Genomic DNA, 25,973 nt, shown 5'->3' with positions numbered 1-25,973 from the left:
ATGACCCCACACAACAACATATATCGCGCATTATTTGCTAGTTTGTTGATGTGTGGGGGATATTCCTCCTTTGCTGCGCCGATCTCACATACGCATGAATGGGATGAGAGTCCTGAATCGCGTAGTGCCGAAGTTCCGATAGAATCAATTCAACAGTTTGTTCAAATCTATAGCATTGTGAAGGACAATTACGTCGATAAAAAATCTGATGATGCTTTGTTCCAACAATCCATACAAGGCCTAGTCAGTGGTCTAGATCGTTATTCTCGTTATCTTTCTGCAGAAGAATATCGCCAACTCATTCAATATACCGAAGGTGATTTAGCATCAGTTGATTTTAATTTGAATTACGACACGCATATGCGCGCATGGCAGATTCAAGATTTAAAAACAGGTTCTGATTCAAATAAATTGGGTTTGCGGAATGGGCAGACAATTTTAAAAATTGATAATCAAGAATTAAAAAATCTAAATCAAGATCAAGTTCTCGGCTTACTTTATGGGTCCATCGGAAGTACAGTACAAATACAAGCTGAAAATAGCACGAGTACTATCATCTTAGTCAGAAACAAAAAAGTTGAAACGGATATCGAACCTGAGTTACTGCACAATCAAGTTTTAGTTTTAAAAATTCGTGTCTTTCAACAAGACACTGCAAATGAAATCAAAAGAATTATTGATGAATATAGTTCAAATCGTTTGAAAGCTGTTGTTTTGGATTTACGTAATAATCCAGGTGGATTGTTATCCGCTGCTGTTGAGTCAGCCGATTTATTTTTAAACCAAGGTTTGATCGTGACGACAAAAAGTCGTTCTGAGGGAGATCAACAATTTCAAGCACTTCCTTCAAATGACTTTCAAAATCTAAAAGTAGGAATTTTGATTAATCATCGTTCCGCATCAGCTGCTGAAGTATTTACTGCTGCATTAAAAGAGCATAAAAGAGCGTGGGTAATTGGTGAAAATAGTTATGGGAAAGGTGTGGTGCAAAAGCTTTTTCCACTTCCTAGCGGAGCCGCCTTACAAATGACGGTTTCTCATTATTACACGCCTGAAGGACATATGATTGAAGGTCAAGGGATTCAACCTCATCAAACCTATCCCTTGTCGCCTGAAACAAGGGAAGATGCATATCTAGAACATGTGGCAGAGTTGACTTTAAAAAGCAAAATCTAAAAAAAACCCCAAACTTTATGGGGCTTTTTTATTCGAAGATTACTCATCATCCTCAGTATCTAAACCAAACTTTTTCAAACGATAGCGTAAAGATCGGAAGGTCATTCCAAGTTTTTTTGCTGCTAGCGTTCGATTCCAGTGGGTCAGATTTAAAGCATTCAATAACACTTCTTTTTCAATATTTTCTAAATAGCGCTCCAAACCTTCTGGCGGTAATTTTTTAGAGCTTGGGTTTGGACTCGCACTTTGCAGCGTTATTTCACTTTCATCTGACTGAACATAAGCATTTGAAGGAATACTGATTGAGCTACGCAGAGGTGCAGTTTGCAAATGAGCCAAATCAATGGTTTCATCATCACTGAGAGTGATTGCACGTTCAATAATGTTTCGAAGTTCGCGAACGTTACCTGGAAAATATTGCTGCAAGAGGAATTGCTCTGCACGTGTGGTGAGGGATTTAACAGGTAACTCCCATTCTTGGCTAATCTTTTGAATAAAATGATTTGCCAGAATTAAGATATCTTGACCACGTTCACGAAGTGGGGGCAATACGATATCCATCACATGAATGCGGAAGAATAAATCTTGTCTAAAGCGACCTTGCTGAACCAAGAGTTCTAAATCTTGGTGGCTGGCACTAATCACACGGAAATCCACATCAATTTCTTGATCTGAGCCAACTGGACGAATTTTTTTCTCTTGTACTGCACGTAAAAGTTTTACTTGCATATTTAAGGGAAGTTCTGCGATTTCATCTAAAAAAAGGCTGCCGCCGTGTGCCGATAAGATAAGACCTTGTTTATCTTGTGTTGCACCTGTAAAGCTGCCTTTCTTATGACCGAATAATTCGCTTTCCATTAATTCTGTTGGAATAGCACCACAGTTGATGGCAATGAAAGGTCCTTCGCTGCGATTACTTAAACGATGAACTAAGTTCGCAACAACTTCTTTTCCTGTTCCTGATTCACCTGTGATAAAAACAGGCGCTTGAGAACGAGCAATCTTTTTTAAAGCGATGCGTAATTGCTGAATAGGAGCTGAACGACCAATCAGCAATTTGTTTTCTAAGGCTGTTTCTACCGCCTCTTGTTCTGGTTGAGGGCGGTTTAATGCTTTTTGAATCAGTTGATCGAGATGTGTCTGATTCACTGGTTTGCTAACAAAGTCAAACGCTCCAGCTTTTAGTGCTGCAATTGCAATGTCCATATTTCCGTAAGCAGTAAGAACAGCGATTGGTGTGTTTGGATAGTTTTGAGTCACATGTTTGACAAGATCAAGACCATTTCCATCTGGAAGGTTAAGATCGGTTAGACATGCATCGTACTGAAACTCGGTAAAGAATTTTTTGGCTTGCTCCACACGATATGCAAGATGAGTTTTGATTCCCATACGTGCGAGCGTCATTTGCATAAGAAGACACAAGTCTTCTTCATCGTCTACGAGTAAGACGAGAGGTTGTTTAGTTGCCATTTCCCCGAAAAACCTAATTTAATCAATGAATTTTTGAGCATTCAATCCTGAAACATGCTCCTTGTTGTTGCTCTATATAATTGAGCTTTGCATGATTTGCCTCACAAAAACTATGAGACAAGTACAATCCTAAACCAGTTCCTTTAATTTCGGTACTAAAAAATGGTTTGAATAACTGAGAAATATCTCTTTTTGCAACGCCTGTACCAAAATCAATCACATCTATTCGGGTGCGACCATCATTTAGATGAATATTCACTTCAATATATTCTGCTTCAGGTGCATTGTGTCTTATAGCATTACGAATAAGATTGATTAATACTTGTCTTAATTGTTTTTCATCAAACATGATCGTTAAATTTTCAGGCAAACTGATTCGGATCTTAGATTTAACATCTGCTAAATCTTCATTTAATAATGTTTCAAAAAATTCTGTTAATTGAATAATTTGTGGTTCAGTGGGTTTATTACGTGCCATTCCCAGAGTATCTTGAATGATGCTATCGATCCTTTTTGCCTGTTTGCTAATCATTCGAGATAGCATGTCTTGCTGATGGATATCGCTACCCTTAAGTAATTCATTGGCTTGTACAATAGCTGCAAGTGGATTTCTGATTTCGTGTGCAATACTTGCAGAAAGTTGTCCTAAAGCTGCCAATTTTAATTGTTGAACCTGTTGAGTAAGTTTTTGGGCATCTTTCAGGATCAATAAGAATAGGGGCTGTTCAGGAACAATTAAATGTTTGACTCGAACATTGACCGTGTATGGGCTAAGTTGTGATTCAAAACTAAATTCCTCACCATCTTTTAGCTCACTAAATTTGATCAGCTCAAAAAGATCAGGTTGCCATTTTATTAAAGGTGTTTTCTCAGTAGAAACAGGGACATTAATTCCAAGTAAAGTATTGGCAGCAGGATTACTTAAAACAATATGGTTACTTTCATCTAGAACGAGATAACCATCTTCAATCTGTTCAAGGATGTAGCGGTTGATATTTTGAAGTTGATGAATCTCTATGGATTGATGGAATGTCAACGTCTCTAAAATTTTAAAACGTTGTACTGCAATACGTCCAATCGCATGCACAACAAAGAATAAAAAAGCGAGAAAGATACTATTACTTAAATGATTTAAGTTGTTGTAGTTAAAGAAATCGCCAATAAAACGTTGATAAACCACCATAATGACAGCAAAAAGTGTCACGATCAGCGAGAGCTGAGAGTTTAGTAGAATTGCAGAAGAAAAGATTACGATTACGTACAGCAAACTTAATTGTAAGTTTGGCCCCCCCGCAGAGAAAGTAATCAACGCTAAACAAATCACATCAATAAGAAAAATTAAAATGAGCTGTTTAGTGACTTGTACTGGAAGTATTTTGAGTAAAAAAAGCTGGAAAATACTAAATGCAATAAAGCAAATCAGTGTATAGAAATATAAAAAAGGATAATCATAATCTGAGGCTAATTGCTCAGCCGTTAATAAATAAATGAGCAAAAGGCTGATAGAGATAATCAGCCGATATCCACTATACCAAATACCGAGCTTATAGACAGTTTGGGAGACGGAAGAGGCTATTTTGCCCAGCATATGTGATCACTTTTCTTAAGGTTTAATAAGACCGTATCGAATCGCTAAGTGTGTGAGTTTGACATCACTATCAATCCCAAGTTTTTCAAAAATACGATAACGATAAGTATTGACAGTTTTAACGCTTACAAACAATTTATCAGCAATTTCCTGAGCACTAATACAGTTAACGACCATCATCGCAACTTGCATTTCACGTTCTGAAAGCGAATCAAATGGGGATTGTTGAGTATCTGAAAGATATGAGCTAGCTAACTGCTCTGCAATATCAGCACTGAAGTATTTACCACCTTGCATGACTTTATTGATCGCTCGAACCATCTCTGAAATTGGTGCACCTTTGGTAATATAACCTTTAGCACCAGCTTTGAGCAGTAGTGATGGGTAGGGTTCTTCTGCTAAACCACTGACAGCAATCACTTTTGTATCTGGTGCTGACTGGAGTAGTCGGCGAGTAGTTTCAACGCCACCAATTCCTGGCATATTGACATCAAGCAACACCACTTGAGGGTGTTTTTGACGAACCAATGCAATTGCTTCCTCGCCAGATTCAGCTTGTCCAATAACATCTACATCTGGATGGTCTTCTAACATACGGCAAATGCCTGTGCGTACGAGTTCATGATCATCAACAACGAGAACAGTGATCAAGAAGACCTCCTTTTTTTTCAAAAAACTGGTTTTTTGTTACATAAAGCAAAATTAGCTTGCAATGAAACGACAAAATTAGCAATCCTATTCTTTGTGATTAGAGAATAGTTGTACACAATTGTGTCTACAAAAGCTTTACCCGATTTGTTCAAATGTAAGGCATAATGATAGTAAGCGCAAATGTACAGCGTCCTGAGTTGAGTATTGTGTCGTGAAAAATTCTAAAAAATCTGTCTTGCATGTGTTAAACATGTCGATCTTGTTGGCGTGGAGTTCAACAAGTTTTGCTGAATTAGTGAATAATAATTCAGTATCTCCGAGTGCGGGCAGTTCGTCAGCTTCGATTAGTTGGTCTGCAAATGATGTCAGTCAATTTCTGGAAGATGATGAGACTGAGATCAGCCCACAAGGTTCAACTTCAGTCACGACAAGTTTACGAGGGAGTGGCTCTGCTTCCATTACTTCATCAACGGCGCCTCAAAAGAACGTACAAATACGTGACACTTTCGGGTATAGCAATCAACCCTCTGTCAATGCACGTGCAGCATTAGTCATGGATGCACAAACTGGTGAAGTACTGTACAGTAAAAATAGTAGCTTAGCAGTTCCAATTGCATCGATTACTAAAGTCATGACCGCAGTTGTGACAGCTGATGCTCGTTTAGACATGTCGGAAGAGATCACCTTACAACAAATCGATTTCGCTGGTGCTGGTGGTAAGAACTCAAGTTCTACATTGCGTGCCGGGGATACGATGAATCGTGCAGAACTACTGCTTTTCGCATTGATGAAATCTGAGAATCCTGCTGCTGCTGCTTTAGCTCGTACATATCCAGGCGGTCGTTCAGCGTTTGTGGCTGCGATGAATGCTAAAGCAAGACAACTAGGTATGACATCAACGCGTTATGCTGAATCTACAGGCCTTGATCCACATAATGTTTCATCAGCAAGAGATTTAGGTATTTTGGTGAGTGCTGCATCTCAATATGGTTTGATTCGTCAGTTCTCAACAACACCTACTTATGATTTTAATTTAGGCTATCGTGTTTTGAAGTCTAATAATACCAATGCATTAGTACGTAATGGTGGTTGGAATATTAACTTATCAAAAACAGGTTATATCAATGAGGCAGGACGTTGTGTAGTGATGCACACCACAGTTAATTCTCGTCCAGCTGTTGTCGTATTGCTCGGGGCTTCAACTTCTCAAGCACGTACAAATGATGCGACTAATCTATTAAATTGGGTGGCTACCCTACCAAAACGTATTTAGTAGCATTGGATTGTTAAAAGCTCTTCTTTATGAAGAGCTTTTTTATGTCTTTAAAAAATCAGAGAAAGACGACATAACTTGTCTTTTATCAAATAATTATATGTATTATAGGACTTACGCATTGACGGATTCAAAAAAGTACTAAAATACTTTATAAAGTATCTGTGATCAGACGAATTAAACATGCTTCTACAGCAACTTGTACTCTACCCATTTATATGGGCTTTCTCATGACAGAACCGAACTCTATTAGCTGCACACAACTTGCCGAGACTTATAATATCTCGCATGATAGTGTAAATCGCTTTCTAGAGCGTGAAGATTACACACCTCACGACCTATATCAAGAATCAATTCAACATATTGATAATAATAAACTTATAGTCAGTATTGATGATACTGTTTTAGATAAACCATATAGTCAACATATGGACTTAGTTAGCTATTTTTGGTCAGGCAAACACCACCGATCCGTCAAGGGTATTAATCTGATTACCTTGTATGCGACAGATCAAAATGGTCAAAATATTCCAATTAATTTCCGAATTTATGACAAATCTGAAAGTAAAACCAAGAATGATTACTTTATGGATATGTTAAGTGAAGTACTCAGTTGGGGTGCAAAGATTCAATTTATTACAGGTGATAGTTGGTATTCATCGACTGGAAATCTAAAAACCATAAGAAAATATGGTATTCGATTTATGTTTGGTATCGACTGTAACCGTAAGGTTTCCCCAGAAAAAGGACAATGGTTTCAACTGCGTTTATTGCCAGATTTCCATCAGGGTCAAGTAGTCTGGCTCAAAGATTTTGGCTTTGTACAATTATTTAAGACTCAGTTAAAAGAACAGCAGAGGTTTTATATTGTGCATCAAGATGAAGATGATTTATTGTCCTTTGATGGTTTTCATGAATTACATTCAAGTCATTGGAAAATAGAGCAATATCACCGGGTGATCAAACAGGTTTGTCATATTGAAAAGTTTCAAGTAAGACGATCTAAACTGATTTTGAATCATATTTTTTCAGCCTTGATGGCCTACGTTGAGATACAAAAGAACCATTTTGAGCGGATCTTTGAAAATATATATCGTTGGCAGAAGAAATTATTTAGACCAATGATCAAAAACTTCATTGATGACTTTATTCTCGATAAAAATCATCTGCTACCACAGAGAATCTATAAATAATAGTGCGTAAGTCCTATATTAATAAATCAAAAATAGAGTAATATTTATTCATTACAATAAATGATGACATTCAATCATGAATGCGATGCAACATGCTCGGATTTCCGCAAAACGTTGGGGTGGGGAGCCTGAAGACTACTATGAAATTCATGCTTTTATAGATAGTACCAAAAGCTTATGCAGTGATGCACGACACCGAGTTTTGCATACTTTATGGGGAATTAACTCAGTTGTAGTACCGATCTTTGGGCATAGTCTAGTGACGAGTACAGGCAAATCTGTTGATGTTAAAGATTTGTGTGAGCGTGATCATTTGTTAGTGGACTATCAACAGCGTTTTATTCCGACCTTACATGATTTTGTAAATGCGATAGATGTAAAACAATTACCCCAAAATTTTGAACAACATTTAGAACAATTACATCTTAACTATGTAAAGGATAAAACACTTTCGCAAATGATGTTATCGCCATTAGCACAGACGGGTAAATTACATTCTTTATTACTGACACATAATAGCTGGTTTATTTTTGATATCTTACCTCGATTGGGATCACTGCCTAGTTTGGGAAATATTCGTTATAGCCCTGCTGATTTTTTTAATGCGATGCATTTTGAATTGTGGATGGACAATGGGATGGCAATTCCTCTGAGTGCGCAAGCATTACATCAAATAAAACAAACGACTTAACGATATATTTTTAGGGGAATAAAATGAGCACATATGTGATTCGTGCCAAGTATTTTGGTTATAACGATGAAGTTTTCTACGTAGCTGGTAATCGTATTGCTAATGTTTTTGATAATAAGCAACAGGCTGAATTAGTTTATAAAAAACTTGAGATAGATGGAGCGCGTGATTTTGCATTATATGAAGTTGAATCCCTTTTTGATGCTGATGAAGCATTATTGCAGCAATTAGATGATTTCGTATATTCACGTTGTGGTGAACATATTTGCGAAGAAGGGGATGTTTCTCACGATGTATTACCTGCAAGTTTAAGTGACGATGATACCTTTGAATTTATTCAGCTTGCTGGAATGCAAAAATTCCAATTGGTTGAATTCGAAAATGAAGTCAAGTTTTATGGTTTATGGTCTGTAAAAAAACAACAATGGGTGGAGGAGCATGATGAATGCTTTGCGGGTTTAATATATTCAGAAAGTTTAGATGCTTTTAAATCTAAAGTTGAGCATATTTTTGCTGATTATGATTATTCAGCAATTGAAATAAAAGGCAGCTTGGATGAACTTTCAGCCCAACCGATTTTATTGCAAGCAATGATTAGTACACGATCTGGTTTAAGTTATGATGAAGCAAAACAAACCCTTGTCATTGATGCTTGGCAAGATGAAGCATTGTATGCTGTGAATTCGCTATTGAAGCAACCTTTGTTTGAAATTAAAGAAATTAATCTAGAAGAAATTCAAAAAATTGAAAAAGACTTAGCGAAACAATACAGCTACGATGAAGATTAATGAATATGAAGAATAAAATCATGTTCTAGTTAATAAAAAACCAGTTGCAAGCAACTGGTTTTTTATTACTAAAAATTTATTCTTACATATTTGAAAGAATAGAATCTTTAACTTGATCCATCGTTGCATCGATGGATAACATCACAGCATCCGCACATTGTTTGATTGCTGTATCTGGATCTTTCAAACCGTTACCTGTCACAGTACATACGATCACAGAACCTTCAGCAATTTTACCTGCTTTGATGTCACGAATAGCACCACCGATAGAAGCAGCAGAAGCTGGCTCTACGAAAACACCTTCATACATAGAAAGTAAGCGTTGAGCTTCAAGAATTTCGCTATCTTGAAGTTCATCGAACCAACCTTTCGAATCACGTACAACTGCTTTTGCATGATTCCAGCTTTGTGGATTACCAATACGAATAGCCGTTGCAACGGTTTCAGGACTTTCCACTGGAGCACCACGTAAGAATGGCGCTGCACCAGAAGCTTGATAACCAACCATCGTTGGTAAGCCTTCAGGTTTAGGACCAGTGAATTGATCTGTTGCTGCATCATAGATGACTTGTTCGAACTGATCAGCAGGTTGATTTGCTACTGCTTCTGTATACCCCATCCAGTGTGCAGTGATATTCCCTGCGTTACCTACTGGTAAACAGTGGTAGTCAGGTGCACGCCCTAGAGCTTCAACAATTTCGTACGCAATGGTTTTTTGACCTTGCAAACGGTAAGGATTGATTGAGTTTACGATAGTCACAGGTGCTTGATCTGCTACTTCTTTTACTAGACGCATACCATCATCGAAGTTACCGCGGATTTGCATGGTGATTGCACCGTACATCATTGCTTGAGCCATTTTACCCATTGCAATTTTGCCTTCAGGAATCAAAACGAATGCTTTAATTCCTGCACGTGCTGCATATGCCGCTGCTGCAGCTGAAGTATTCCCTGTTGATGCACAGATAATTGCCTTCGAGCCTTCTTCAACCGCTTTGGTTACAGCCATCGTCATACCACGGTCTTTGAATGAACCTGTTGGGTTAAGACCTTCGTACTTCACATAGATTTCAACGTCTTTGCCAATAATACGTGGAATGTTCTCTAGTTTAATAAGAGGAGTATTTCCTTCGCCTAAAGAAATTGCACGTGTAGTTGCAGACACAGGTAAACGGTCACGATAACGATCTACAAGACCAGTATAACGATTGGCATTCGACATGATGGTGTTCCAATATGAGGTAGAGCGGGGTGAGGGAAGGCATTTTCCCTCAACCTGATTAACTATCGAGCGATTCTAAACGAATTCTTACGATTTCGCCACGAATAGCTGGTAATGCTTGAATTTGAGCAAGAGCTTCATCCATTTTTGATTCAACAATTGGATCAGTCAAAATCACGATTGGGATGAGGTCTTTAAGGCGAGATTGTTGCATGATCGCATCAATACTAATACCTGAACGGCTGAGAATGCTAGTGACATCAGCGAGCACACCAGTTTGGTCTTCTGCATTTAAACGAATGTAATATCCCGTTGTCATTTCTTCACGGCTTAGGATTGGTACATTTGTAAGCGCTTCGAATGCAAGTTGAGGGATTGTTCCAGCACCATCTTCGGTGTATGAGATATCCCGAACAATATCAATCACATCAGCTACGACTGCGGAAGCTGTTGGTCCTGCGCCTGCACCAGCACCGTAATACAGTGTCGGACCCACCGCATTTGCTTGAACAAGTACCGCATTTTTTACGCCATTCACGTTTGCGATCAATTCTTCAGCAGGAATCAAGGTTGGGTGTACGCGTAACTCAATGCCTTTTTCAGCACGACGCGCAATACCTAAATGTTTGATACGGAAGCCAAGTTCTTCAGCATATTTCACGTCTTGAGCTGTGATTTTACTAATGCCTTCGGTATAAACCTTATCGAATTGAAGTGGAATACCAAACGCACAAGATGCCAAAATCGTCAGTTTGTGTGCAGCATCAATCCCTTCAACATCAAATGTCGGATCTGCTTCAGCATAGCCAAGCTCTTGAGCTTCTTTGAGAACATCATCAAATGCACGACCTTTTTCACGCATTTCAGTCAGAATGAAGTTACCTGTACCGTTGATGATGCCTGCAAGCCATTCGATATGGTTAGCTGCTAAACCTTCACGGATGACTTTAATAATTGGGATACCACCAGCAACAGCCGCTTCATAAGCAATTTGCACGGCATTGTCTTCTGCTGCTTTGAATAGCTCATTACCATGTTCTGCGAGTAAAGCTTTGTTTGCGGTAACAACTTGCTTGCCATGCTTAATGGCTTCCATGATGACTTCATAAGCAGGATGAATGCCACCCATGACTTCAACGACTACATCAACATCAGGTTGACGCACGATCTCCATGAGATCTGAGCTTTGTTTAATGCCTTCGAGTTGTAGATCTGGACGTGGACGGCGGGTGCCTACGTGTGTAATTTGAATTTCTCGACCAGTACGGCGTTTAATTTCAGCAGCATTTTCTTGTAATAATTTAAGGGCTCCACCACCTACAGTACCAAGACCGAGTATCGCCAGACGAACTGGTTTCACGTCACACTCCATTTTATTCAATCATTTTAATGAAGCTTGATCATAGCTAAAAAAGTGCGCAGACACTAGGGCTAAGATCATCTTTAATCTGTCGCCCAAGTCGCTTTGTGGAGTTGCTGTGAGGATTTATTTTTCGAGTCGTTTAATGATTTCTTCTGGTGTCATATATCCACCAAGATATTCGCCGTCAACGTTATAAATTGCTGGTGTGCCATTAACGCCCATGTTTAAACCTAACTGATATTGATCACGTACAGGGTTTTTACATTCTGCTGCAGTAACAGGAAGACCTTGTGATGCTTGATCAAATGCAGCTTTGCGATCTTCACTACACCAAATTGCTTGCATCGTAGGCATAAACTGCTCACCACGTGGCCATGCGATATAACGAACTTCAATACCTTTGGCATTAATTTCAGGTAAATGTTCATGCAGCTTGTGACAGTACGGGCAGCTTGAATCGGTAAAGACATAAATCACATGCTTAGCTTTACCGCCTTCCGCTGGGTAAACAATTAAATCTTCAGTTTTGAGTGCTGCTAAATGTTTTTTATTTTCTGTAGCTTGCAGAGCTTCGCTAACATTTTGTAGCTGTTTGTCGCCTAAACGGATCACATCGCCTTGGATGATGTATTGACCATCACTAGTGGCATAAACAGAACCCATGCCTTCTAGACTCACCCAGAATAGATTAGGAACTTCTGTTTTTTTAACTGCAATAATTTTAGCGTTGATATTTGCAGTTTTAAGATGTTTTTCTAAGGTTGAGACTAAACGTTGTTGCGCGTTTCGTTCACTTAAGGTTGATGCTTCACCCGTAGCAGGCGCTGTTGCTGTAAGAGCATCTTGTTTTTGCGCTGAATTTTCTTTTGAGCAGGCACTAACTAATAAAGTTGATGCTAATGCACAAGCAAGTGCAAGCTTAGACCGAGTAAACACCATAAAGAACCTTTTTTCTACGTATTCATTTGTATTAAGGGTCTAAGCATAACAAAAAAAACATCTGACTTCGTTAAATCTTGCTTAAGCTTTGTGAACTCAATCAACTTGTTGAATGCGTCATAGATAAACGGTCGGTTTAACCTCTTGGATGATGTTTGCTATGCAGCTCTTGCATTCGATGTTGAGCGACATGCGTATAAATTTGTGTGGTTGAAAGATCGCTATGACCGAGTAGCATTTGTACTACACGCAGATCAGCGCCGTGATTGAGTAAATGTGTGGCAAACGCATGTCTCAGGGTATGCGGGGATAATTCTGCAGATATATTGGCCTGTAAAGCATAGCGTTTGATCGCGTACCAAAAGTTTTGCCGACTCATGATTCCGCCATGTTGGGTAAGAAATAAATAATCGGTATTACTTTTATAAAGCTGTGGACGGGATTTTGATAAGTATTTCTCGACCCATTCACATGCGTATTGACCTAGCGGGACAAGACGCTCTTTATTTCCTTTACCTGTAATACGTAAGAAGCCTTGTTTTAAATTTATTAACTCTAAACGTAAATTCAGTAGTTCTGTAACACGTAGACCACAAGCATATAAAACTTCAAGCATGGCTCGATCACGTAAACCCAAAGCGGTACTGATATCTGGTGCATTTATCAGTGCTTCAACATCATGCTCTGATAAATCTTTGGGTAATGCTCGACCAATCTTTGGGGATTGATGTGTCGCAACAGGATTATCATCTCTAAGTTTTTGTTCTCTGAGAAATTTAAAAAATTGCCGTAAAGCTGATAAACACCGAGCAATCGAGCGTGGGCTTTTGCCATGTTTGGTCAGTGCGATCAGTACATCGGCAATATCATCACTTGACCACTCAGTAAGTACCACTGTGTCGTGCAAGTCACTACATTGAATTAAATCAGATAAATAGGCATTACGAGTATGCGGGCTTACTGTTTGTGCAACTAAATAATCACGAAATCCATGTAAAAAACTTAAATGTTCAGGGATTTTTACAGCAGCAGGAATACGAGGTTTTTTATTTAACATAACAGCTTAAATCCTTTCATCTACTGCACTGTAAAAGAAAAAGTATTTGTTGTCGATCTGTGACAAGACTAAATGCCACTGAGATTGCTTTTGGTAATTATTCTCATTTGCTTGTATACTACGTGCAAAAGAGTTATGGGTTAGAAACGGTGCGATTGTCAGCATTAAAAGTCAAACAAACAGCGAAAATCACGCAAGTGAATCGCCTAGTGAATGATAATGATGAACCAGATCTGGTAGCGATACGTCTTGAGAGTTTGGGTTTTGTGCCTGGCGCACAAGTTCAAGTGATTACCAAAGGTGTTTTTGGTGGTGACCCGATTCTAATCCAAATAGGTTTTACCCGTTTTGCTCTGCGCAAATCTGAAGCCGATAAAATTGAAATTCAGCTGGAAGGAGCACCTACATGAGTGATGCACTTCGTGTTGCCCTTGTGGGAAATCCAAACTGCGGTAAAACATCTTTATTCAATCATTTAACTGGTACCCGCCAGAAAGTAGCAAACTATGCGGGTGTTACGGTTGAACGTAAAGTTGGACATTTCCAGTTGCCATCGGGGCGTAGTGTTCGTGTTCTAGATTTGCCAGGAACTTATAGTTTACAAGCAACTAGTCCCGATGAAGCAATTACTCGTGACGTCTGCCAAGGTAAAATAGCTGAGGAAGGTCAGCAAGATGCTTTCTTGTGTGTGGTAGATGCGACGAACTTAAAACTACATCTTGGTCTCGTATTAGAAATTATTGAGCTTGGTCGTCCGATCCTCGTAGTTTTGAATATGATGGATGAAGCACGTCGTCGTGGTATTCAAATCAATACACAAAAATTATCTCAACGTTTAGGTGTACCTGTGGTTGAGACGGTTGCTGTACGTAATTCAGGAATCGAAAATTTATTACATGCACTTGATCAAGAGAAATATACCGTTCCACAGACCGAGCTGAGTGGTTTGACTGGTGAGCATCATCAGAAAATTGAAACCATTTTCAAAGATGTCGTGAATTTCGTAGATCAGGAAGATAAACGTACAGATTTCCTTGATAAAATCTTCTTGCATCCAGTGTTGGGTTTGCTCAGTCTAGCGGTGATGATGTTCATCGTTTTCCAAGCTGTATTCGCTTGGGCGGCACCATTTATGGATGGAATTGAAACATTCTTTGGATGGCTTGGTGAAACATTAGGTGCTCATATCAGTCAACCGCTTTTACAAAGTTTAGTGGTTGATGGAATTATTGCAGGTGCTGGTGGCGTAGTGGTGTTTTTGCCACAAATTCTGATCCTGTTCTTCTTCATTTTAGTCTTAGAAGAGTCTGGATATCTACCTCGTGCTGCGTTCTTGCTTGATAAATTGATGTTTAAAGCAGGTTTGAGTGGTCGTGCGTTTATTCCATTGCTTTCAAGTTTTGCTTGCGCTGTTCCGGGTATTATGGCTACTCGAAGTATTAGTGATCCCCGTGATCGTTTCACGACGATTATGGTCGCACCATTAATGACTTGTTCAGCTCGTCTACCTGTCTATGCTTTATTGATTGCAGCTTTTATTCCAGCTCAGACCGTTTGGGGAATCTTTAATCTTCAGGGTTTAGTGCTGTTTGGTCTATATATGGCCGGTATTGTTAGCGCATTATGTGTTTCATTTGTGATGAAATTTTTGCAAAAAGATAAATCACAACATGCGCTTTTATTGGAGTTGCCAAGCTATCGTATCCCCGATTTAAAAAGTGTCGGCATTGGTTTATTGGATCGTGGAAAAATCTTCTTAAAACGCGTGGGTGGAATTATCTTCGCGCTTTCGATTCTACTTTGGTTTTTATGTACTTTCCCACAAGCGCCTGAAGGTGCCACTCAACCTGCGATTGATTATAGTTTTGCTGGTATGTTGGGGCATTTAATGCAGCCTATTTTTGCTCCAGTGGGATTCAACTGGCAGATATGCATTGCACTTATTCCAGCGATGGCAGCACGTGAAGTGGTTGTTGCTGCACTGGGTACAGTATATGCCTTATCAGGAACTGATGATGATGCTGTTGCCCAAGGCTTGGCTCATTTAATTAGTGCAGATGGAACAGGTTGGTCTTTAGCTACTGGGCTGTCTTTGCTGGTGTGGTTTGTTTATGCACCACATTGTTTAGCAACTTTGGCAACGGTGCGTAGAGAAACAGGTTCTTGGAAACATGTGGCTGTGATGACCGCATATTTATTTGGTTTGGCTTATTTGATGTCTTTCTTTACTTACCAAATCGCTTCGCGAATTTGGGGCTAGATAGGAGCTGCATATGTTTGAGTATCTGATTATTGCGGTTTTGGTCGGTTGGAGTGCCATAGTTGTCTTTAAAAAGGTATTTCCTCAAACCGCAAATGCTATGTTCATGTCTTTGTCGAATGTATGTCAACATTTTGGTTGGCAACGCTTAGCTCTACGATTGAAACCTAAAATGGTTGTTGGATGTGGTGGTGGATGTGGTTGTGCAAGCGATGAAAAGGACAATAAAAAAACTGAAGATATTCAAGCCGTGAAATGGCGTTAAGATTTTTTGTTTATAAAGCCATCGAATGATGGCTTTTTTACGCACTGACACAAAAAAATGCGAATAAAGATAAAACTGAAAAAGCATTCAAAACAGCAAAGTGCTAACATTTTTGCCATTCTGTGATCTGCGATAAAATGGGGCAAAAATGTTAATACAACGTGGTGGATTAAAAGTTGTTGCTGGCTTGGGTATTTCTGGTGTGTCAGCAGTAAACTTTCTGCATGAACAAGGCTACCAAGTTGCAGTAACAGACTCTCGAGAAACTCCACCAGGTCATGATCAAATTCCTGCTGAGGTGAGAACGAGCTTTGGACGACTCGATACAGAGCTATTACTTCAGGCTGAAGAGATTATTTTAAGTCCTGGCTTAGCACCACAATTACCTGAAATTCAACAAGCCATTGATAAAGGAATTCCAGTTGTAGGGGATATTCAGCTTTTACGCCGTGCAACTGATGCTCCCATTATTGCGATTACAGGGTCAAATGCTAAAAGTACAGTGACAACACTCGTGGGTTTGATGGCTCAGGATGCTGGAAAGAAAGTGGCTGTTGGTGGAAACTTAGGTCGACCAGCCTTAGATTTATTAAAAGATAAACCTGAACTCATCGTTTTGGAGTTATCGAGTTTCCAGTTGGAAACTACTTCGCATTTGAATGCTGAAGTTGCGGTTGTTCTCAATATGAGTGAAGACCACTTGGATCGTCATGGTGATATGTTGGGTTATCACAAAGCCAAACATCGAATTTTCCAAGGTGTTAAAAAAGTCGTTTATAACCGAGATGATAATTTAAGCCGTCCTTTAGTGCCTGATGCAACACCAATGCAAAGTTTCGGTTTGAATGCTCCTGATTTAAATCAATATGGTGTGTTGAGAGATGCAGATGGCACCATGTGGCTGGCACGTGGACGAGAGCGTATCTTAAAAACCTCTGAGATGTATATTCAAGGAATGCACAATGTAGCAAATGTACTTGCTTGTTTAGCCATTGGTGAAGCTGTTGGATTTCCGTTGCCGAGTATGTTAGAGACATTGAAAACATTCAAAGGCTTGGAGCATCGTTGTGAATATGTGCAAACGATTGATGGTGTGCGTTATTACAATGATTCAAAAGGAACAAATGTCGGTGCAACTTTAGCGGCGATTGATGGGCTTGGTGCTGCTATTGAAGTCAATAAAGGCAAATTAGCACTTATTTTAGGCGGTCAAGGCAAAGGTCAGGATTTCCGTCCTTTACGTAATGCAATACAAAAATATGTGAAATCTGTCATTCTAATTGGCGAGGATGCGCCTGTAATTGAACAAGCGATACAAGGAACAAGTGTTATTCAGCATGCGTCTAGCTTAAAAGCCGCGGTCGAGCTTGCTCAGCAAGTAACACAAGCTGAAGATGTGGTTCTGTTGTCGCCAGCATGTGCAAGTTTTGATATGTTTAAAAGTTATAATGATCGCGGGCATCAGTTCGTGGCATGTGTAAATGCCTTGAGTGAAAATAAAAACTAGGAACAGCGTTATGGCGGATTTGGCCCAAAATACAGTGCAGAAGATTTCTCAAATCTTAAATCGATTGCCGAAGCTTCCAGCAGAAATGACACCACGTAACATTCTGATTTTCTGTGTGGTGTCTTTACTCTGTTTGGGTTCGGTGATGGTGGCCTCTGCTTCCATGCCGTATGCAGAATATATCCACGAAAATCCATTTTACTTTCTGATTCGACATGGTATTTCGATTGTTGTCGCTGCTGTGGTTGCATTTTTGACTTATCGTGTCTCTTTAAACTTATGGTTTAAAAATGCGTTTCCATTATGGCTCATTACGATCATATTGCTGCTCGCCGTTTTGGTGGTCGGGTCAGAAGTGAATGGCGCACATCGTTGGATTAAAGTTGGTGGTTTCACAATACAGCCAACGGAGATTGCTAAGATTGTGATGGCAATTTTTACGGCAGATTATGTGGTGCGCCGTGCGAAAGAGGTTCGAACGCACTGGAAAGGCTTGCTACGCTTAAGCGGAGTAATGGCACTTACAGTCGGTTTTATCGTTGCTGAGCCTGATCTTGGGGCAACAGCGGTGATAGTTTTAATGATGGTTGGTGTGTTCTTCTTAGCTGGCGCACCTGCGACTCAGTTCTTGATTATGTTAGGGGCGATTCTTGCAGGGATTACCGCACTGATTTTATTTGAACCATTCCGCTTTCAACGACTTATTTCATTTACTAACCCTTGGGCTGATCCATTAGGTGTGGGTTATCAGTTGTCAAATGCTTTGATGGCATTTGGTCGGGGTGAATGGTTTGGAACAGGTTTGGGACATAGTGTCCAGAAACTTTCCTATCTTCCTGAAGCACATACAGACTTTATGTTAGCAGTCTTAGGTGAGGAGTTTGGATTCTTCGGTGTAACCACGGTCATGATTCTCTCATTTACTATGCTGGCATGTTGTATTCGTATTGGTCATCGTGCATTGCAGCATAATTATCTACGTGCAGGTTATTTAGCTTATGGCATCAGCATTATTTTCCTGTTACAGATTTTGGTAAATGCGGGCATGAATATGGGCTTGATGCCAACTAAAGGTTTGACACTGCCATTTATTAGTTATGGTGGTACATCATTGATGATGTGTGCTGCGATGATTAGTCTAATTTTGAAAATTGATGCTTCAACCCAAGAGCTAAATCCTGTCAAAGAAGAATCGAATTTCTAAGGGATTTAGTTTCTGATACAAAAGAGACCCTAATTTATTAGGGTCTCTTTTGTTTTATAAATAAGTTCCTGTCAAATGAATGCCTTTAGGGATTAAATTTACATCCCATTGCTGTTCAGCTTGTTGCAGCATTATTCTAGGTTGATTTAATTCAACATTTGGTTGCCCAAGTGCCAATATGGCTTGCTGTAATAATTCAGAAGCCTTTGATACGTCTAATGCTTGTGCCAAATTTTGCTTAGATAATTTCTGACCTTGATCATTCATAGCTAGGGGTAAATGCATATAACTCAAACTTGGATAGTTCAATATAGAACCAAGCCAGATTTGTCGAGCGGTATTATCTAATAAATCTGCACCGCGAACGACATGCGTAATGCCTTGTAAATAATCATCTACCACAACTGCTAATTGATAACTAATGATGCCATCTCTTCGTTTTAGAACGAAGTCACCGAGATCATCTTTTAGGTTGGAAAATTGCCGACCTTGTAATCTGTCTTCAAAACAAATCAGCAGATCATCGACTTTTAAACGAATGGCTTGCTCAGCAAAATCAAGATTTAAATCTCGGCATGTGCCAGCATAGATGTGATTAGAGCCGAGCATTTTGCGGGTGCATTGGCAAGCATATATGGCATGTTGCTGTTTGAGTTGATCGAGTACTTGCTCATAAATAGCTAAACGATCTTTTTGGAAAATAATCTCGGCATCAGGTTCAAATTGAAAGGCATCGATGCAAGATAAAATGTGAATTTCGCTATTTGGATAAATGCGAGGAATGTCGGTATCTTCTATTCGTACTAACCACTTACCATGATTGGCTTTGGCATCACAATAGCTTGCGACAGCAGTCAGTAAAGAACCAAAATGTAAAGGGCCAGTAGGAGAGGGTGCAAAACGTCCGATATAAGACATAAAGATTTATTGTTGTCTAAATAATTAAATCTACACCTAATCCCTCCAATACAAGGAGGGAGATATGCGAAAACAATGGGTTTTTAAAATTCGCAATATTCCTCCCTTTCTAAAGGGAGGTTAGGCGGGATGGTTATCCGTTGTTTTGCTTTTCTTTGATTTCAGCCAAAGTTTTGCAATCGATACATTGAGTAGCTGTTGGACGAGCTTCTAAACGGCGTAAGCCGATTTCGATACCGCAAGTTTCGCAGAAACCGTAATCACCACTTTGGATCGCTTCTAATGATTGCTCGATTTTACGAATCAGCTTACGCTCACGATCACGTGTACGTAATTCAATCGCAAACTCTTCTTCCTGAGTCGCTCTATCATTTACATCGGGTAAAGCTGTTGATTCATCTTGCATTGTGTTGAGCGTACGATCAACTTCTGACATTAACTCTGCTTTCCATGCATTTAAGATTTGGCGGAAATGCTCAAGTTGTCCATCAGACATGTATTCTTCATTTTTTTTCGGCTGATAAGGTTCAATCCCAAACAAGCTCGCAGTTGTACCGCCTTCAGAAGCTTTAGGTTTGGTTTTGCGTACACGTTTTACAGTCGATTTTTGTTCGTCGATCACTGCTGTGTGTTCGTCCAAGACTTGATTTTGGTTGTCATTCGCCATATAGGGCATTCCTCATCTTACACGTACTATCTATACGCAAAAAATATGGTGATATGCAAGTGTTTTTATAGAAACCTAAGATGGTTTTTTCCATCAAGGGTCGACATCATATAGACTTTTTCAGCAAGATGGTAGTCATTACTGTCTAGAATTAGTGATAAATCTAGGATGTGATTTGTAATCAAAAGTTTAGTCATAACCTAAGACTTCTGAACTACTCAAGCGTTGAGAATTACTCAGACGATGTACTTGTGTTTCAATCTCGCCATTTGCTTTCAAACGGATATAACGGTAGCCAGGGTGTTCTTCATCAAGTGCAAATTTTTCACTTTTTGGTTTGAACTGAATACATGTAGAAGGGGTTGACAGGAATTCTATACCTTGCCATGACGTAATAGAGTCTTGATGTACGTGTCCACAAATAATTGCCTTAACATTGCTAAAGGGCTGAATGGTTTCAAGTAAATCAGAAGAATTTTTTAATTTATGCTGATCAATCCATGCAGATTGCATTGCAAAGGGATGGTGGTGACATGCAATCATGACATAACGATCATGTAGTTGAGTCAATAATTTTGGAAGTTGCTGCAATTGGGCATCTGCGATTTTGCCGTCAATACGATTCGGCTGGGCGCTATTTAATAAAATGACACACCAATTTCCAAGCTCGACAACTGTTGGAGCAGTCTTGTCTTGCTCATGGAATGGAAAATGATTGACATCATCGTGATTCCCAGGTGTTTGAAAAAAAGGAATGCTCAAGCTGTGCATATACTCGAGATAGCGATGATAGGTGAGTGGCGTCGGATTCTGAGCTAAATCACCTGTATGAACAATCAAGTCAATCTCAGGGTGTGTTTGACGCATCAAGTCGATTACTGCATGAAAACTTTGTTCGGGTTGCATTCCGACAAATTCTAAATGTGGATATTCAAGTAAATGAGTATCCGTAATCTGGATCATCACAAAATCTTTTTGTGATAATGTTGAGACTTGAAAAGTCACCGCTTTATCCCCTTCAGATTTTTATTGTTGTCGTAAATGCTGAGTAAGCCACTGCAATGCCATAATGACAGGTGCATTTCTCAACCGCCCATTTTTTAATAATAGAGGTGCATCAGAATAATCAAACAAATGAAGTTGAATGTCTTCACCTTCGTCTGGCATTCCAAACACGCCACCTGATGTTGGTAATTCAACATTTGCAACATATAAGTGAAAAATTTCTGAACATGCCCCTGCCGAAGGATAGAAGGTGAATAAATGTTGTAAGTCATTAACTTCACAACCCGCTTCTTCTAAGCTTTCACGGCGAATACATGTTTCAGGTGTTTCATCCCCATCTAAAACACCAGCAATCACTTCTAATTGCCAAGGTGAAACGGTATCGTTTAATGCGCCAATTCGAAATTGTTCGATCAAAGCAAAACGTCTTTGCTGATTATCATATAATAAAACACCAGCCGCTTCGGGACGGTGAATTAATTCACGATGAATAGATGATGAATAATTAGATTTATTAAATAATCTATGTTTTATTGTGACTTTCTCTACCTGAATGAACCCTCGAAATAAGTTCTCTCGAGATTCTATCGAAACGTCGGATGCTGAAAAGCTGGCGTGCTCAAGAATATTCATCATAAATTAGGATGAGATTGTACATATCTCATCCTAACCGAGAATGGTTCGTTGGAAAATCTTTTTTTAGTCGATTTACACTTTGTGGTACAGTTTTTGACCATGTTCCTGATAAGCGGTTTTCATTGCATTGAGACCTGCTTCAACTTCTGCATCTTCATCATTTGATTGATTGGCATTGTGTTGATTTTGCGCATAATCTCGCACATTCTGTGTGATTTTCATCGAACAGAATTTTGGTCCACACATCGAACAGAAATGAGCTGATTTATGAGCTTCTTTTGGAAGTGTTTCATCATGCATGCTACGTGCCGTATCAGGGTCTAAGCTCAGATTAAACTGATCGTCCCAACGGAATTCAAAACGTGCTTTAGAAAGTGCATTATCACGGACTTGCGCACCTGGATGACCTTTGGCTAAGTCTGCCGCATGCGCTGCAATTTTGTAGGTAATGATGCCATCTTTTACATCTTTCTTATTTGGTAAGCCTAGATGTTCTTTCGGTGTAACATAGCAAAGCATCGCTGTACCATACCAACCAATCATCGCAGCACCGATTGCTGAGGTAATGTGATCATATCCTGGTGCGATGTCAGTCGTGAGTGGTCCAAGAGTATAGAAAGGAGCTTCTTTACAGACTTCTAGTTGTAAATCCATATTCTCTTTAATCATATGCATAGGCACATGACCAGGACCCTCAATCATCACCTGAACGTCATGTTCCCAGGCGCGATGTGTCAATTCTCCCAGTGTTTTAAGTTCACTAAATTGCGCTTCGTCATTGGCATCTTGAACACATCCAGGTCGTAGTCCATCACCTAAGCTGAATGAGACATCATAAGCTTTCATGATTTCGCAAATTTCATCGAAATGCGTGTACAAGAAGTTTTCCTGATGATGTGCTAAACACCATTGAGCCATAATTGAACCCCCACGAGATACAATGCCTGTGAGGCGATTTGCAGTCATAGGAACGTAGCGAAGTAAGACACCAGCATGAATGGTGAAATAATCTACACCTTGTTCAGCTTGTTCAATCAAGGTGTCTTTAAAAATTTCCCAAGTGAGGTCTTCTGCAACACCATCCACTTTTTCTAAAGCTTGGTAAATTGGAACAGTCCCAATTGGAACAGGTGAGTTGCGAATGATCCATTCGCGTGTTTCATGGATATTTTTACCAGTCGATAAATCCATAATGGTGTCAGCACCCCAACGTGTTGCCCATGTCATTTTGGCAACTTCTTCATCAATAGATGAGCCAAGCGCTGAATTACCAATATTGGCATTAATCTTCACTAAGAAGTTACGACCAATAATCATCGGTTCACATTCAGGGTGATTAATATTTGCAGGGATAATCGCACGTCCTGCAGCAATTTCTTGACGTACAAATTCAGGGGTAATTTCTCTTAAATTTTGTGCACCAAAGTTTTGTCCCGCATGTTGGCGCATATCAACGTCATGACGTTGGCGTTGATTCTCACGAATTGCAATATATTCCATTTCTGGCGTGATAATACCTTGCTTCGCATAATGCATTTGCGTGACATTTTTGCCTGCTTTTGCGCGGCGAGGATTTTGGATATGAGCAAACCGAATATCTGCTGTACGAATATCTTTTAAGCGTGCTTGTCCAAACTCAGAACTCAAGGTTTCTAAAACATCGGTATCATTGCGTTCTTCAATCCATGATTGGCGAACTAGAGGTAAACCTTTGTTCAAATCAATTTGGACATTTGGATCTGTATAGACTCCAGACGTATCGTAAACCATGATCGGTGGATTATGTTCGCCACCTAAACCAGTAGGAGTATCTGTGAGACTGATTTCTCTGAACGGTACTTGGATGTCTGGGCGTGAACCTTCAACATAGACTTTTTTAGAGGCAGGTAAGATACGGGTTAAATCTTTAGCATCTTGCTCATGTTGAACAGAAATATCAGCAGGGGAAAGATTCGTTAATTGGTTCATTGCATGATCCTTATGTTTGGCATTAACGAATCAAGCACGACCAAAAACGATGGCGGATTTATCTCTTTGATAAATAAAGGCGAAGTTTTTGCTGGGCTTGATTCCTACGCAGGTGTTAACCTGATCAGGTTCAACGGTACTTGTCTTTAAATTGAGAATTAAGACAATCTCAGCAGTTTGTTAACTGCGCTCCGTCAAGCTAGGCATTTAGACTAACAGATTTTTGCTTTATTGTTGTATCAATTAACACCATTCGTTAATTGCCAAATCCATGCTATTGTCATAAAAGTTTCATCATAGTTATGGTTTAATCACCAATCATTTTTTCCATGTGTCTAGTGGAGGCATCCTGTGTGTCCAAGTAATCCAGTGTTAAGTCACCATATTTCTTCACAATTTAATGAAGACCTACAAGATGTTCATACCAAATTTATGACAATGGGTGGATTAGTAGAGCAGCAAGTTGCTAACTCAATTCATGCTTTATTAGACACAGATGCCAATTTAGCGATTGACGTTCAGTTCAAAGACAACACGGTGAATCAATATGAGCGAGATATTGATGAAGGTTTGACTTTAATTTTGGCGCGCCGTCATCCTGCTGCGATCGATTTGCGTATGGTTATTGCAATGAGCAAAGCCAATACCGACCTTGAGCGAATTGGTGATGAAGCTGCAAAAATTGCACGTATTGCCCAAAATCTTTGTGAAGAGGGTGAGTCACCACGTGGTTACATGGAAACGCGTCATATTGGTAATCAGGTTCGTGTCATGATCCATGATGCATTAGATGCATTTGCGCGTTTAGATGTGGATCAGGCTTTGAAAGTTGTTATGGCTGATGTCGATATTGATCGTGAATATCAATCAGCGACTCGTACACTTATGACATATATGATTGAAGATCCACGTCATATCGCACGTGTTATTAATGTGATGTGGGTGTTACGTTCTTTAGAGCGAATTGGTGATCATGCGCGTAATATTTCTGAGCAAGTGATCTATATGGCGAAAGGTATGGATGTTCGTCATACTAGCATTGAAGAAATTGAACAAAAAGTAAATCAAAAGTAATTTTGGCACAGCCAAAAAGATTTAATAGAAAGTGAATTTAATCAAAGTAAATCTGAAGCAGATTTTGATTAAGTTCACTTTTTTTATGAAAAACGGTTTGTTTGGATCATTTTGGGGTGATTTAAATGATCTGTTATAGTTTTTTTTGAAGGCTTTGTGGCTATATTTAGAATCAGTATTTTTTCAAAATAGTATTTTCAACCTAAAGGCGAGAATGCTATGAGTTTCCTAAAAAAGAAAAATAATGCGAGCTTCGTTTTCTTTATTATCGTTCTATATGCATGTCTTGGATTTGGTTTAGGATTTGTGATTTGGGAGTATTTCCTGCTATCTCCATAAGATTCCAGAAACGAATATGTCACACAGATATTTAGATAGAGTAAATAAAAAAATCCCAGACTTCGGGGGAAAAGTCTGGGAGAGAAATATCATGCATTGTTGAGATATTGGGGGTATCTCTATCTTTCTATAAGTAACTTTAAATAGAATCGTTCAATCTGTCATGTAGACAACTGTGTATACTCTGTAATCCTTTATTACTAGTGTAAAGATCACGTAAATAAAAATGATAAATCATAAGTGTTTTTAAATCAAAATTTGAACCTATGGTAAAAAATAACCTGTAATTAAAAAATAAAAGTTGTCTTGCCTATTTTTAAATAAAAAAAGCAATGATGGAATCATTGCTTTTGATACAAGAAATTTTAAAAATACTAAGCCCCCTTGCTTAACTTGGCAGAGCTTAGCTTTTCGATAAGGGTAGAGCGTTACTCAGCTTATCCTTGTTCAGGCTTCCAGCCTTCGGCTTTTTCTACGCTTTGATCATTGTTGAAAAATTTCTCGCGTTGTTCCTCGAGGAATTTTTTTGCATCTGGTTCAAAGACATTTAAACGTTTTTCGTTAATCAATGTGGTTTGATGTTTTAACCATTCTTGCCAAGCTTGTTTAGATACAGTCTCAAAAAATTCTTGACCCTTTACACCAGGGAATGGTGCAAAATCTAAACCTTCAAGTTCTTGTTGGTATTTACGGCAAAATACTTGTCTAGTCATGATCAG

At 39.2% G+C, this 25,973-nt stretch carries 25 protein-coding genes and 1 riboswitch; of the genes, 12 read left to right on the top strand and 13 right to left on the bottom strand.

Annotated elements, in window-relative coordinates; all coding sequences use genetic code 11:
• Positions 1 to 1,176 carry a S41 family peptidase gene (locus Q9Q86_RS11365; RefSeq protein WP_005403527.1) on the top strand — a complete coding sequence of 392 codons (1,176 nt, stop codon included), beginning with the start codon at positions 1 to 3 and terminating at the stop codon, positions 1,174 to 1,176.
• Between the two features lie 39 nt (positions 1,177 to 1,215).
• On the opposite strand, the gene Q9Q86_RS11360 is transcribed toward Q9Q86_RS11365, so the two are convergent.
• The 3 genes from Q9Q86_RS11360 to Q9Q86_RS11350 are packed head-to-tail and all read right to left on the bottom strand — an operon-like array spanning position 1,216 to position 4,885.
• The gene (locus Q9Q86_RS11360; protein ID WP_004917021.1) at positions 1,216 to 2,646 is read right to left on the bottom strand and encodes a sigma-54 dependent transcriptional regulator; all 1,431 of its coding nucleotides are present in this window, start codon (positions 2,644 to 2,646) and stop codon (positions 1,216 to 1,218) included.
• Positions 2,647 to 2,668: 22 nt separating this feature from the next.
• Positions 2,669 to 4,234 carry a PAS domain-containing sensor histidine kinase gene (locus tag Q9Q86_RS11355; protein ID WP_112987268.1) on the bottom strand — a complete coding sequence of 522 codons (1,566 nt, stop codon included), beginning with the start codon at positions 4,232 to 4,234 and terminating at the stop codon, positions 2,669 to 2,671.
• A gap of 15 nt (positions 4,235 to 4,249) precedes the next feature.
• A complete protein-coding gene (locus tag Q9Q86_RS11350; protein ID WP_004957336.1) occupies positions 4,250 to 4,885 on the bottom strand; it encodes a response regulator in 636 nt (211 codons plus the stop codon).
• Between the two features lie 211 nt (positions 4,886 to 5,096).
• Here Q9Q86_RS11350 and pbpG point away from each other — a divergent pair, with 211 nt between their 5' ends.
• The 4 genes from pbpG (at position 5,097) to Q9Q86_RS11330 (ending at position 8,830) form a co-directional block, all read left to right on the top strand.
• Positions 5,097 to 6,158 (top strand): D-alanyl-D-alanine endopeptidase PBP7/8, encoded by a 1,062-nt coding sequence (gene pbpG, locus Q9Q86_RS11345; RefSeq protein WP_146751475.1) that lies wholly within the window; start codon positions 5,097 to 5,099, stop codon positions 6,156 to 6,158.
• Positions 6,159 to 6,322: 164 nt separating this feature from the next.
• On the top strand, positions 6,323 to 7,351 hold the full coding sequence (locus Q9Q86_RS11340; protein WP_305156047.1) for a transposase: 1,029 nt from the start codon (positions 6,323 to 6,325) through the stop codon (positions 7,349 to 7,351).
• 76 nt (positions 7,352 to 7,427) lie between these two features.
• Positions 7,428 to 8,042: a hypothetical protein gene (locus Q9Q86_RS11335; RefSeq protein ID WP_004957343.1), complete on the top strand. Its 615-nt coding sequence runs from the start codon at positions 7,428 to 7,430 to the stop codon at positions 8,040 to 8,042.
• A gap of 23 nt (positions 8,043 to 8,065) precedes the next feature.
• Positions 8,066 to 8,830, top strand: coding sequence for a hypothetical protein (locus tag Q9Q86_RS11330; protein ID WP_112986667.1), 765 nt, complete (start codon positions 8,066 to 8,068; stop codon positions 8,828 to 8,830).
• An 82-nt stretch (positions 8,831 to 8,912) separates the two neighbouring features.
• Here Q9Q86_RS11330 and thrC read toward each other — a convergent pair whose 3' ends face one another.
• The 4 genes from thrC to xerD form a co-directional block, all read right to left on the bottom strand.
• Complete coding sequence (thrC, locus tag Q9Q86_RS11325) at positions 8,913 to 10,052, bottom strand: threonine synthase (RefSeq protein WP_002048893.1); 1,140 nt, start codon at positions 10,050 to 10,052, stop codon at positions 8,913 to 8,915.
• 58 nt (positions 10,053 to 10,110) lie between these two features.
• Positions 10,111 to 11,412 (bottom strand): homoserine dehydrogenase, encoded by a 1,302-nt coding sequence (locus Q9Q86_RS11320; RefSeq protein ID WP_004917010.1) that lies wholly within the window; start codon positions 11,410 to 11,412, stop codon positions 10,111 to 10,113.
• Between the two features lie 126 nt (positions 11,413 to 11,538).
• Positions 11,539 to 12,354 carry a DsbC family protein gene (locus Q9Q86_RS11315; protein WP_004957350.1) on the bottom strand — a complete coding sequence of 272 codons (816 nt, stop codon included), beginning with the start codon at positions 12,352 to 12,354 and terminating at the stop codon, positions 11,539 to 11,541.
• 136 nt (positions 12,355 to 12,490) lie between these two features.
• On the bottom strand, positions 12,491 to 13,411 hold the full coding sequence (xerD, locus tag Q9Q86_RS11310; RefSeq protein ID WP_112986666.1) for a site-specific tyrosine recombinase XerD: 921 nt from the start codon (positions 13,409 to 13,411) through the stop codon (positions 12,491 to 12,493).
• Positions 13,412 to 13,560: 149 nt separating this feature from the next.
• Between xerD and Q9Q86_RS11305 the strand changes: the two genes are divergently transcribed.
• The 5 genes from Q9Q86_RS11305 to ftsW all read left to right on the top strand — a co-directional run bounded on the left by Q9Q86_RS11305 (position 13,561) and on the right by ftsW (position 18,647).
• Positions 13,561 to 13,821 (top strand): FeoA family protein, encoded by a 261-nt coding sequence (locus Q9Q86_RS11305; RefSeq protein ID WP_020899909.1) that lies wholly within the window; start codon positions 13,561 to 13,563, stop codon positions 13,819 to 13,821.
• Positions 13,818 to 15,671: a ferrous iron transporter B gene (locus Q9Q86_RS11300; RefSeq protein WP_112986665.1), complete on the top strand. Its 1,854-nt coding sequence runs from the start codon at positions 13,818 to 13,820 to the stop codon at positions 15,669 to 15,671. Before Q9Q86_RS11305 ends, Q9Q86_RS11300 begins: the two co-directional genes overlap by 4 nt.
• A 13-nt stretch (positions 15,672 to 15,684) precedes the next feature.
• Positions 15,685 to 15,936 carry a DUF6587 family protein gene (locus Q9Q86_RS11295; RefSeq protein WP_039046864.1) on the top strand — a complete coding sequence of 84 codons (252 nt, stop codon included), beginning with the start codon at positions 15,685 to 15,687 and terminating at the stop codon, positions 15,934 to 15,936.
• Between the two features lie 148 nt (positions 15,937 to 16,084).
• Positions 16,085 to 17,443 carry a UDP-N-acetylmuramoyl-L-alanine--D-glutamate ligase gene (murD, locus tag Q9Q86_RS11290; RefSeq protein WP_039046863.1) on the top strand — a complete coding sequence of 453 codons (1,359 nt, stop codon included), beginning with the start codon at positions 16,085 to 16,087 and terminating at the stop codon, positions 17,441 to 17,443.
• 10 nt (positions 17,444 to 17,453) lie between these two features.
• Positions 17,454 to 18,647, top strand: a complete 1,194-nt coding sequence (gene ftsW / locus Q9Q86_RS11285; protein ID WP_004916997.1) for a putative lipid II flippase FtsW — start codon at positions 17,454 to 17,456, stop codon at positions 18,645 to 18,647.
• Positions 18,648 to 18,701: 54 nt separating this feature from the next.
• On the opposite strand, the gene gluQRS is transcribed toward ftsW, so the two are convergent.
• The 5 genes from gluQRS to thiC all read right to left on the bottom strand — a co-directional run bounded on the left by gluQRS (position 18,702) and on the right by thiC (position 23,841).
• Complete coding sequence (gene gluQRS / locus Q9Q86_RS11280) at positions 18,702 to 19,565, bottom strand: tRNA glutamyl-Q(34) synthetase GluQRS (protein WP_112986664.1); 864 nt, start codon at positions 19,563 to 19,565, stop codon at positions 18,702 to 18,704.
• 133 nt (positions 19,566 to 19,698) lie between these two features.
• The gene (dksA, locus tag Q9Q86_RS11275; RefSeq protein ID WP_004916993.1) at positions 19,699 to 20,232 is read right to left on the bottom strand and encodes an RNA polymerase-binding protein DksA; all 534 of its coding nucleotides are present in this window, start codon (positions 20,230 to 20,232) and stop codon (positions 19,699 to 19,701) included.
• 189 nt (positions 20,233 to 20,421) lie between these two features.
• The gene (gene cpdA / locus Q9Q86_RS11270) at positions 20,422 to 21,237 is read right to left on the bottom strand and encodes a 3',5'-cyclic-AMP phosphodiesterase (RefSeq protein WP_039046861.1); all 816 of its coding nucleotides are present in this window, start codon (positions 21,235 to 21,237) and stop codon (positions 20,422 to 20,424) included.
• 21 nt (positions 21,238 to 21,258) lie between these two features.
• Positions 21,259 to 21,870 (bottom strand): NUDIX domain-containing protein, encoded by a 612-nt coding sequence (locus tag Q9Q86_RS11265; protein ID WP_039046894.1) that lies wholly within the window; start codon positions 21,868 to 21,870, stop codon positions 21,259 to 21,261.
• A gap of 75 nt (positions 21,871 to 21,945) precedes the next feature.
• A complete protein-coding gene (gene thiC, locus Q9Q86_RS11260) occupies positions 21,946 to 23,841 on the bottom strand; it encodes a phosphomethylpyrimidine synthase ThiC (RefSeq protein ID WP_005403539.1) in 1,896 nt (631 codons plus the stop codon).
• Between the two features lie 84 nt (positions 23,842 to 23,925).
• Positions 23,926 to 24,045: riboswitch (TPP riboswitch) on the bottom strand.
• 147 nt (positions 24,046 to 24,192) lie between these two features.
• Here thiC and phoU point away from each other — a divergent pair.
• Positions 24,193 to 24,915, top strand: a complete 723-nt coding sequence (gene phoU / locus Q9Q86_RS11255) for a phosphate signaling complex protein PhoU (RefSeq protein WP_004916988.1) — start codon at positions 24,193 to 24,195, stop codon at positions 24,913 to 24,915.
• Positions 24,916 to 25,134: 219 nt separating this feature from the next.
• Positions 25,135 to 25,254, top strand: coding sequence for a hypothetical protein (locus Q9Q86_RS11250; RefSeq protein WP_004916987.1), 120 nt, complete (start codon positions 25,135 to 25,137; stop codon positions 25,252 to 25,254).
• 437 nt (positions 25,255 to 25,691) lie between these two features.
• Here Q9Q86_RS11250 and Q9Q86_RS11245 read toward each other — a convergent pair whose 3' ends face one another.
• Positions 25,692 to 25,967, bottom strand: coding sequence for an oxidative damage protection protein (locus Q9Q86_RS11245; RefSeq protein WP_039046860.1), 276 nt, complete (start codon positions 25,965 to 25,967; stop codon positions 25,692 to 25,694).
• Between the last annotated feature and the right edge of the window lie 6 nt (positions 25,968 to 25,973).

The organism is Acinetobacter sp. A22 (genome assembly GCF_030913345.1).
GTDB lineage: Bacteria > Pseudomonadota > Gammaproteobacteria > Pseudomonadales > Moraxellaceae > Acinetobacter > Acinetobacter junii.
Note: the sequence above shows the minus strand (reverse complement) of the source record. Positions and strands in the feature narration are given on the sequence as shown.

Excerpts from the sequence above, each read along its gene's own strand:
- Q9Q86_RS11355 (WP_112987268.1), bottom strand. The coding sequence starts at position 4,234 with ATGCTGGGCAAAATAGCCTCTTCCGTCTCCCAAACTGTCTATAAGCTC.
- Q9Q86_RS11265 (WP_039046894.1), bottom strand. The coding sequence starts at position 21,870 with ATGAATATTCTTGAGCACGCCAGCTTTTCAGCATCCGACGTTTCGATA.
- Q9Q86_RS11335 (WP_004957343.1), top strand. The coding sequence starts at position 7,428 with ATGAATGCGATGCAACATGCTCGGATTTCCGCAAAACGTTGGGGTGGG.
- thrC (WP_002048893.1), bottom strand. The coding sequence starts at position 10,052 with ATGTCGAATGCCAATCGTTATACTGGTCTTGTAGATCGTTATCGTGAC.
- gluQRS (WP_112986664.1), bottom strand. The coding sequence starts at position 19,565 with ATGTCTTATATCGGACGTTTTGCACCCTCTCCTACTGGCCCTTTACAT.
- Q9Q86_RS11300 (WP_112986665.1), top strand. The coding sequence starts at position 13,818 with ATGAGTGATGCACTTCGTGTTGCCCTTGTGGGAAATCCAAACTGCGGT.
- Q9Q86_RS11250 (WP_004916987.1), top strand. The coding sequence starts at position 25,135 with ATGAGTTTCCTAAAAAAGAAAAATAATGCGAGCTTCGTTTTCTTTATT.
- Q9Q86_RS11330 (WP_112986667.1), top strand. The coding sequence starts at position 8,066 with ATGAGCACATATGTGATTCGTGCCAAGTATTTTGGTTATAACGATGAA.
- Q9Q86_RS11360 (WP_004917021.1), bottom strand. The coding sequence starts at position 2,646 with ATGGCAACTAAACAACCTCTCGTCTTACTCGTAGACGATGAAGAAGAC.
- Q9Q86_RS11245 (WP_039046860.1), bottom strand. The coding sequence starts at position 25,967 with ATGACTAGACAAGTATTTTGCCGTAAATACCAACAAGAACTTGAAGGT.
- xerD (WP_112986666.1), bottom strand. The coding sequence starts at position 13,411 with ATGTTAAATAAAAAACCTCGTATTCCTGCTGCTGTAAAAATCCCTGAA.
- dksA (WP_004916993.1), bottom strand. The coding sequence starts at position 20,232 with ATGGCGAATGACAACCAAAATCAAGTCTTGGACGAACACACAGCAGTG.
- Q9Q86_RS11365 (WP_005403527.1), top strand. The coding sequence starts at position 1 with ATGACCCCACACAACAACATATATCGCGCATTATTTGCTAGTTTGTTG.
- murD (WP_039046863.1), top strand. The coding sequence starts at position 16,085 with ATGTTAATACAACGTGGTGGATTAAAAGTTGTTGCTGGCTTGGGTATT.
- Q9Q86_RS11315 (WP_004957350.1), bottom strand. The coding sequence starts at position 12,354 with ATGGTGTTTACTCGGTCTAAGCTTGCACTTGCTTGTGCATTAGCATCA.
- thiC (WP_005403539.1), bottom strand. The coding sequence starts at position 23,841 with ATGAACCAATTAACGAATCTTTCCCCTGCTGATATTTCTGTTCAACAT.
- Q9Q86_RS11295 (WP_039046864.1), top strand. The coding sequence starts at position 15,685 with ATGTTTGAGTATCTGATTATTGCGGTTTTGGTCGGTTGGAGTGCCATA.
- ftsW (WP_004916997.1), top strand. The coding sequence starts at position 17,454 with ATGGCGGATTTGGCCCAAAATACAGTGCAGAAGATTTCTCAAATCTTA.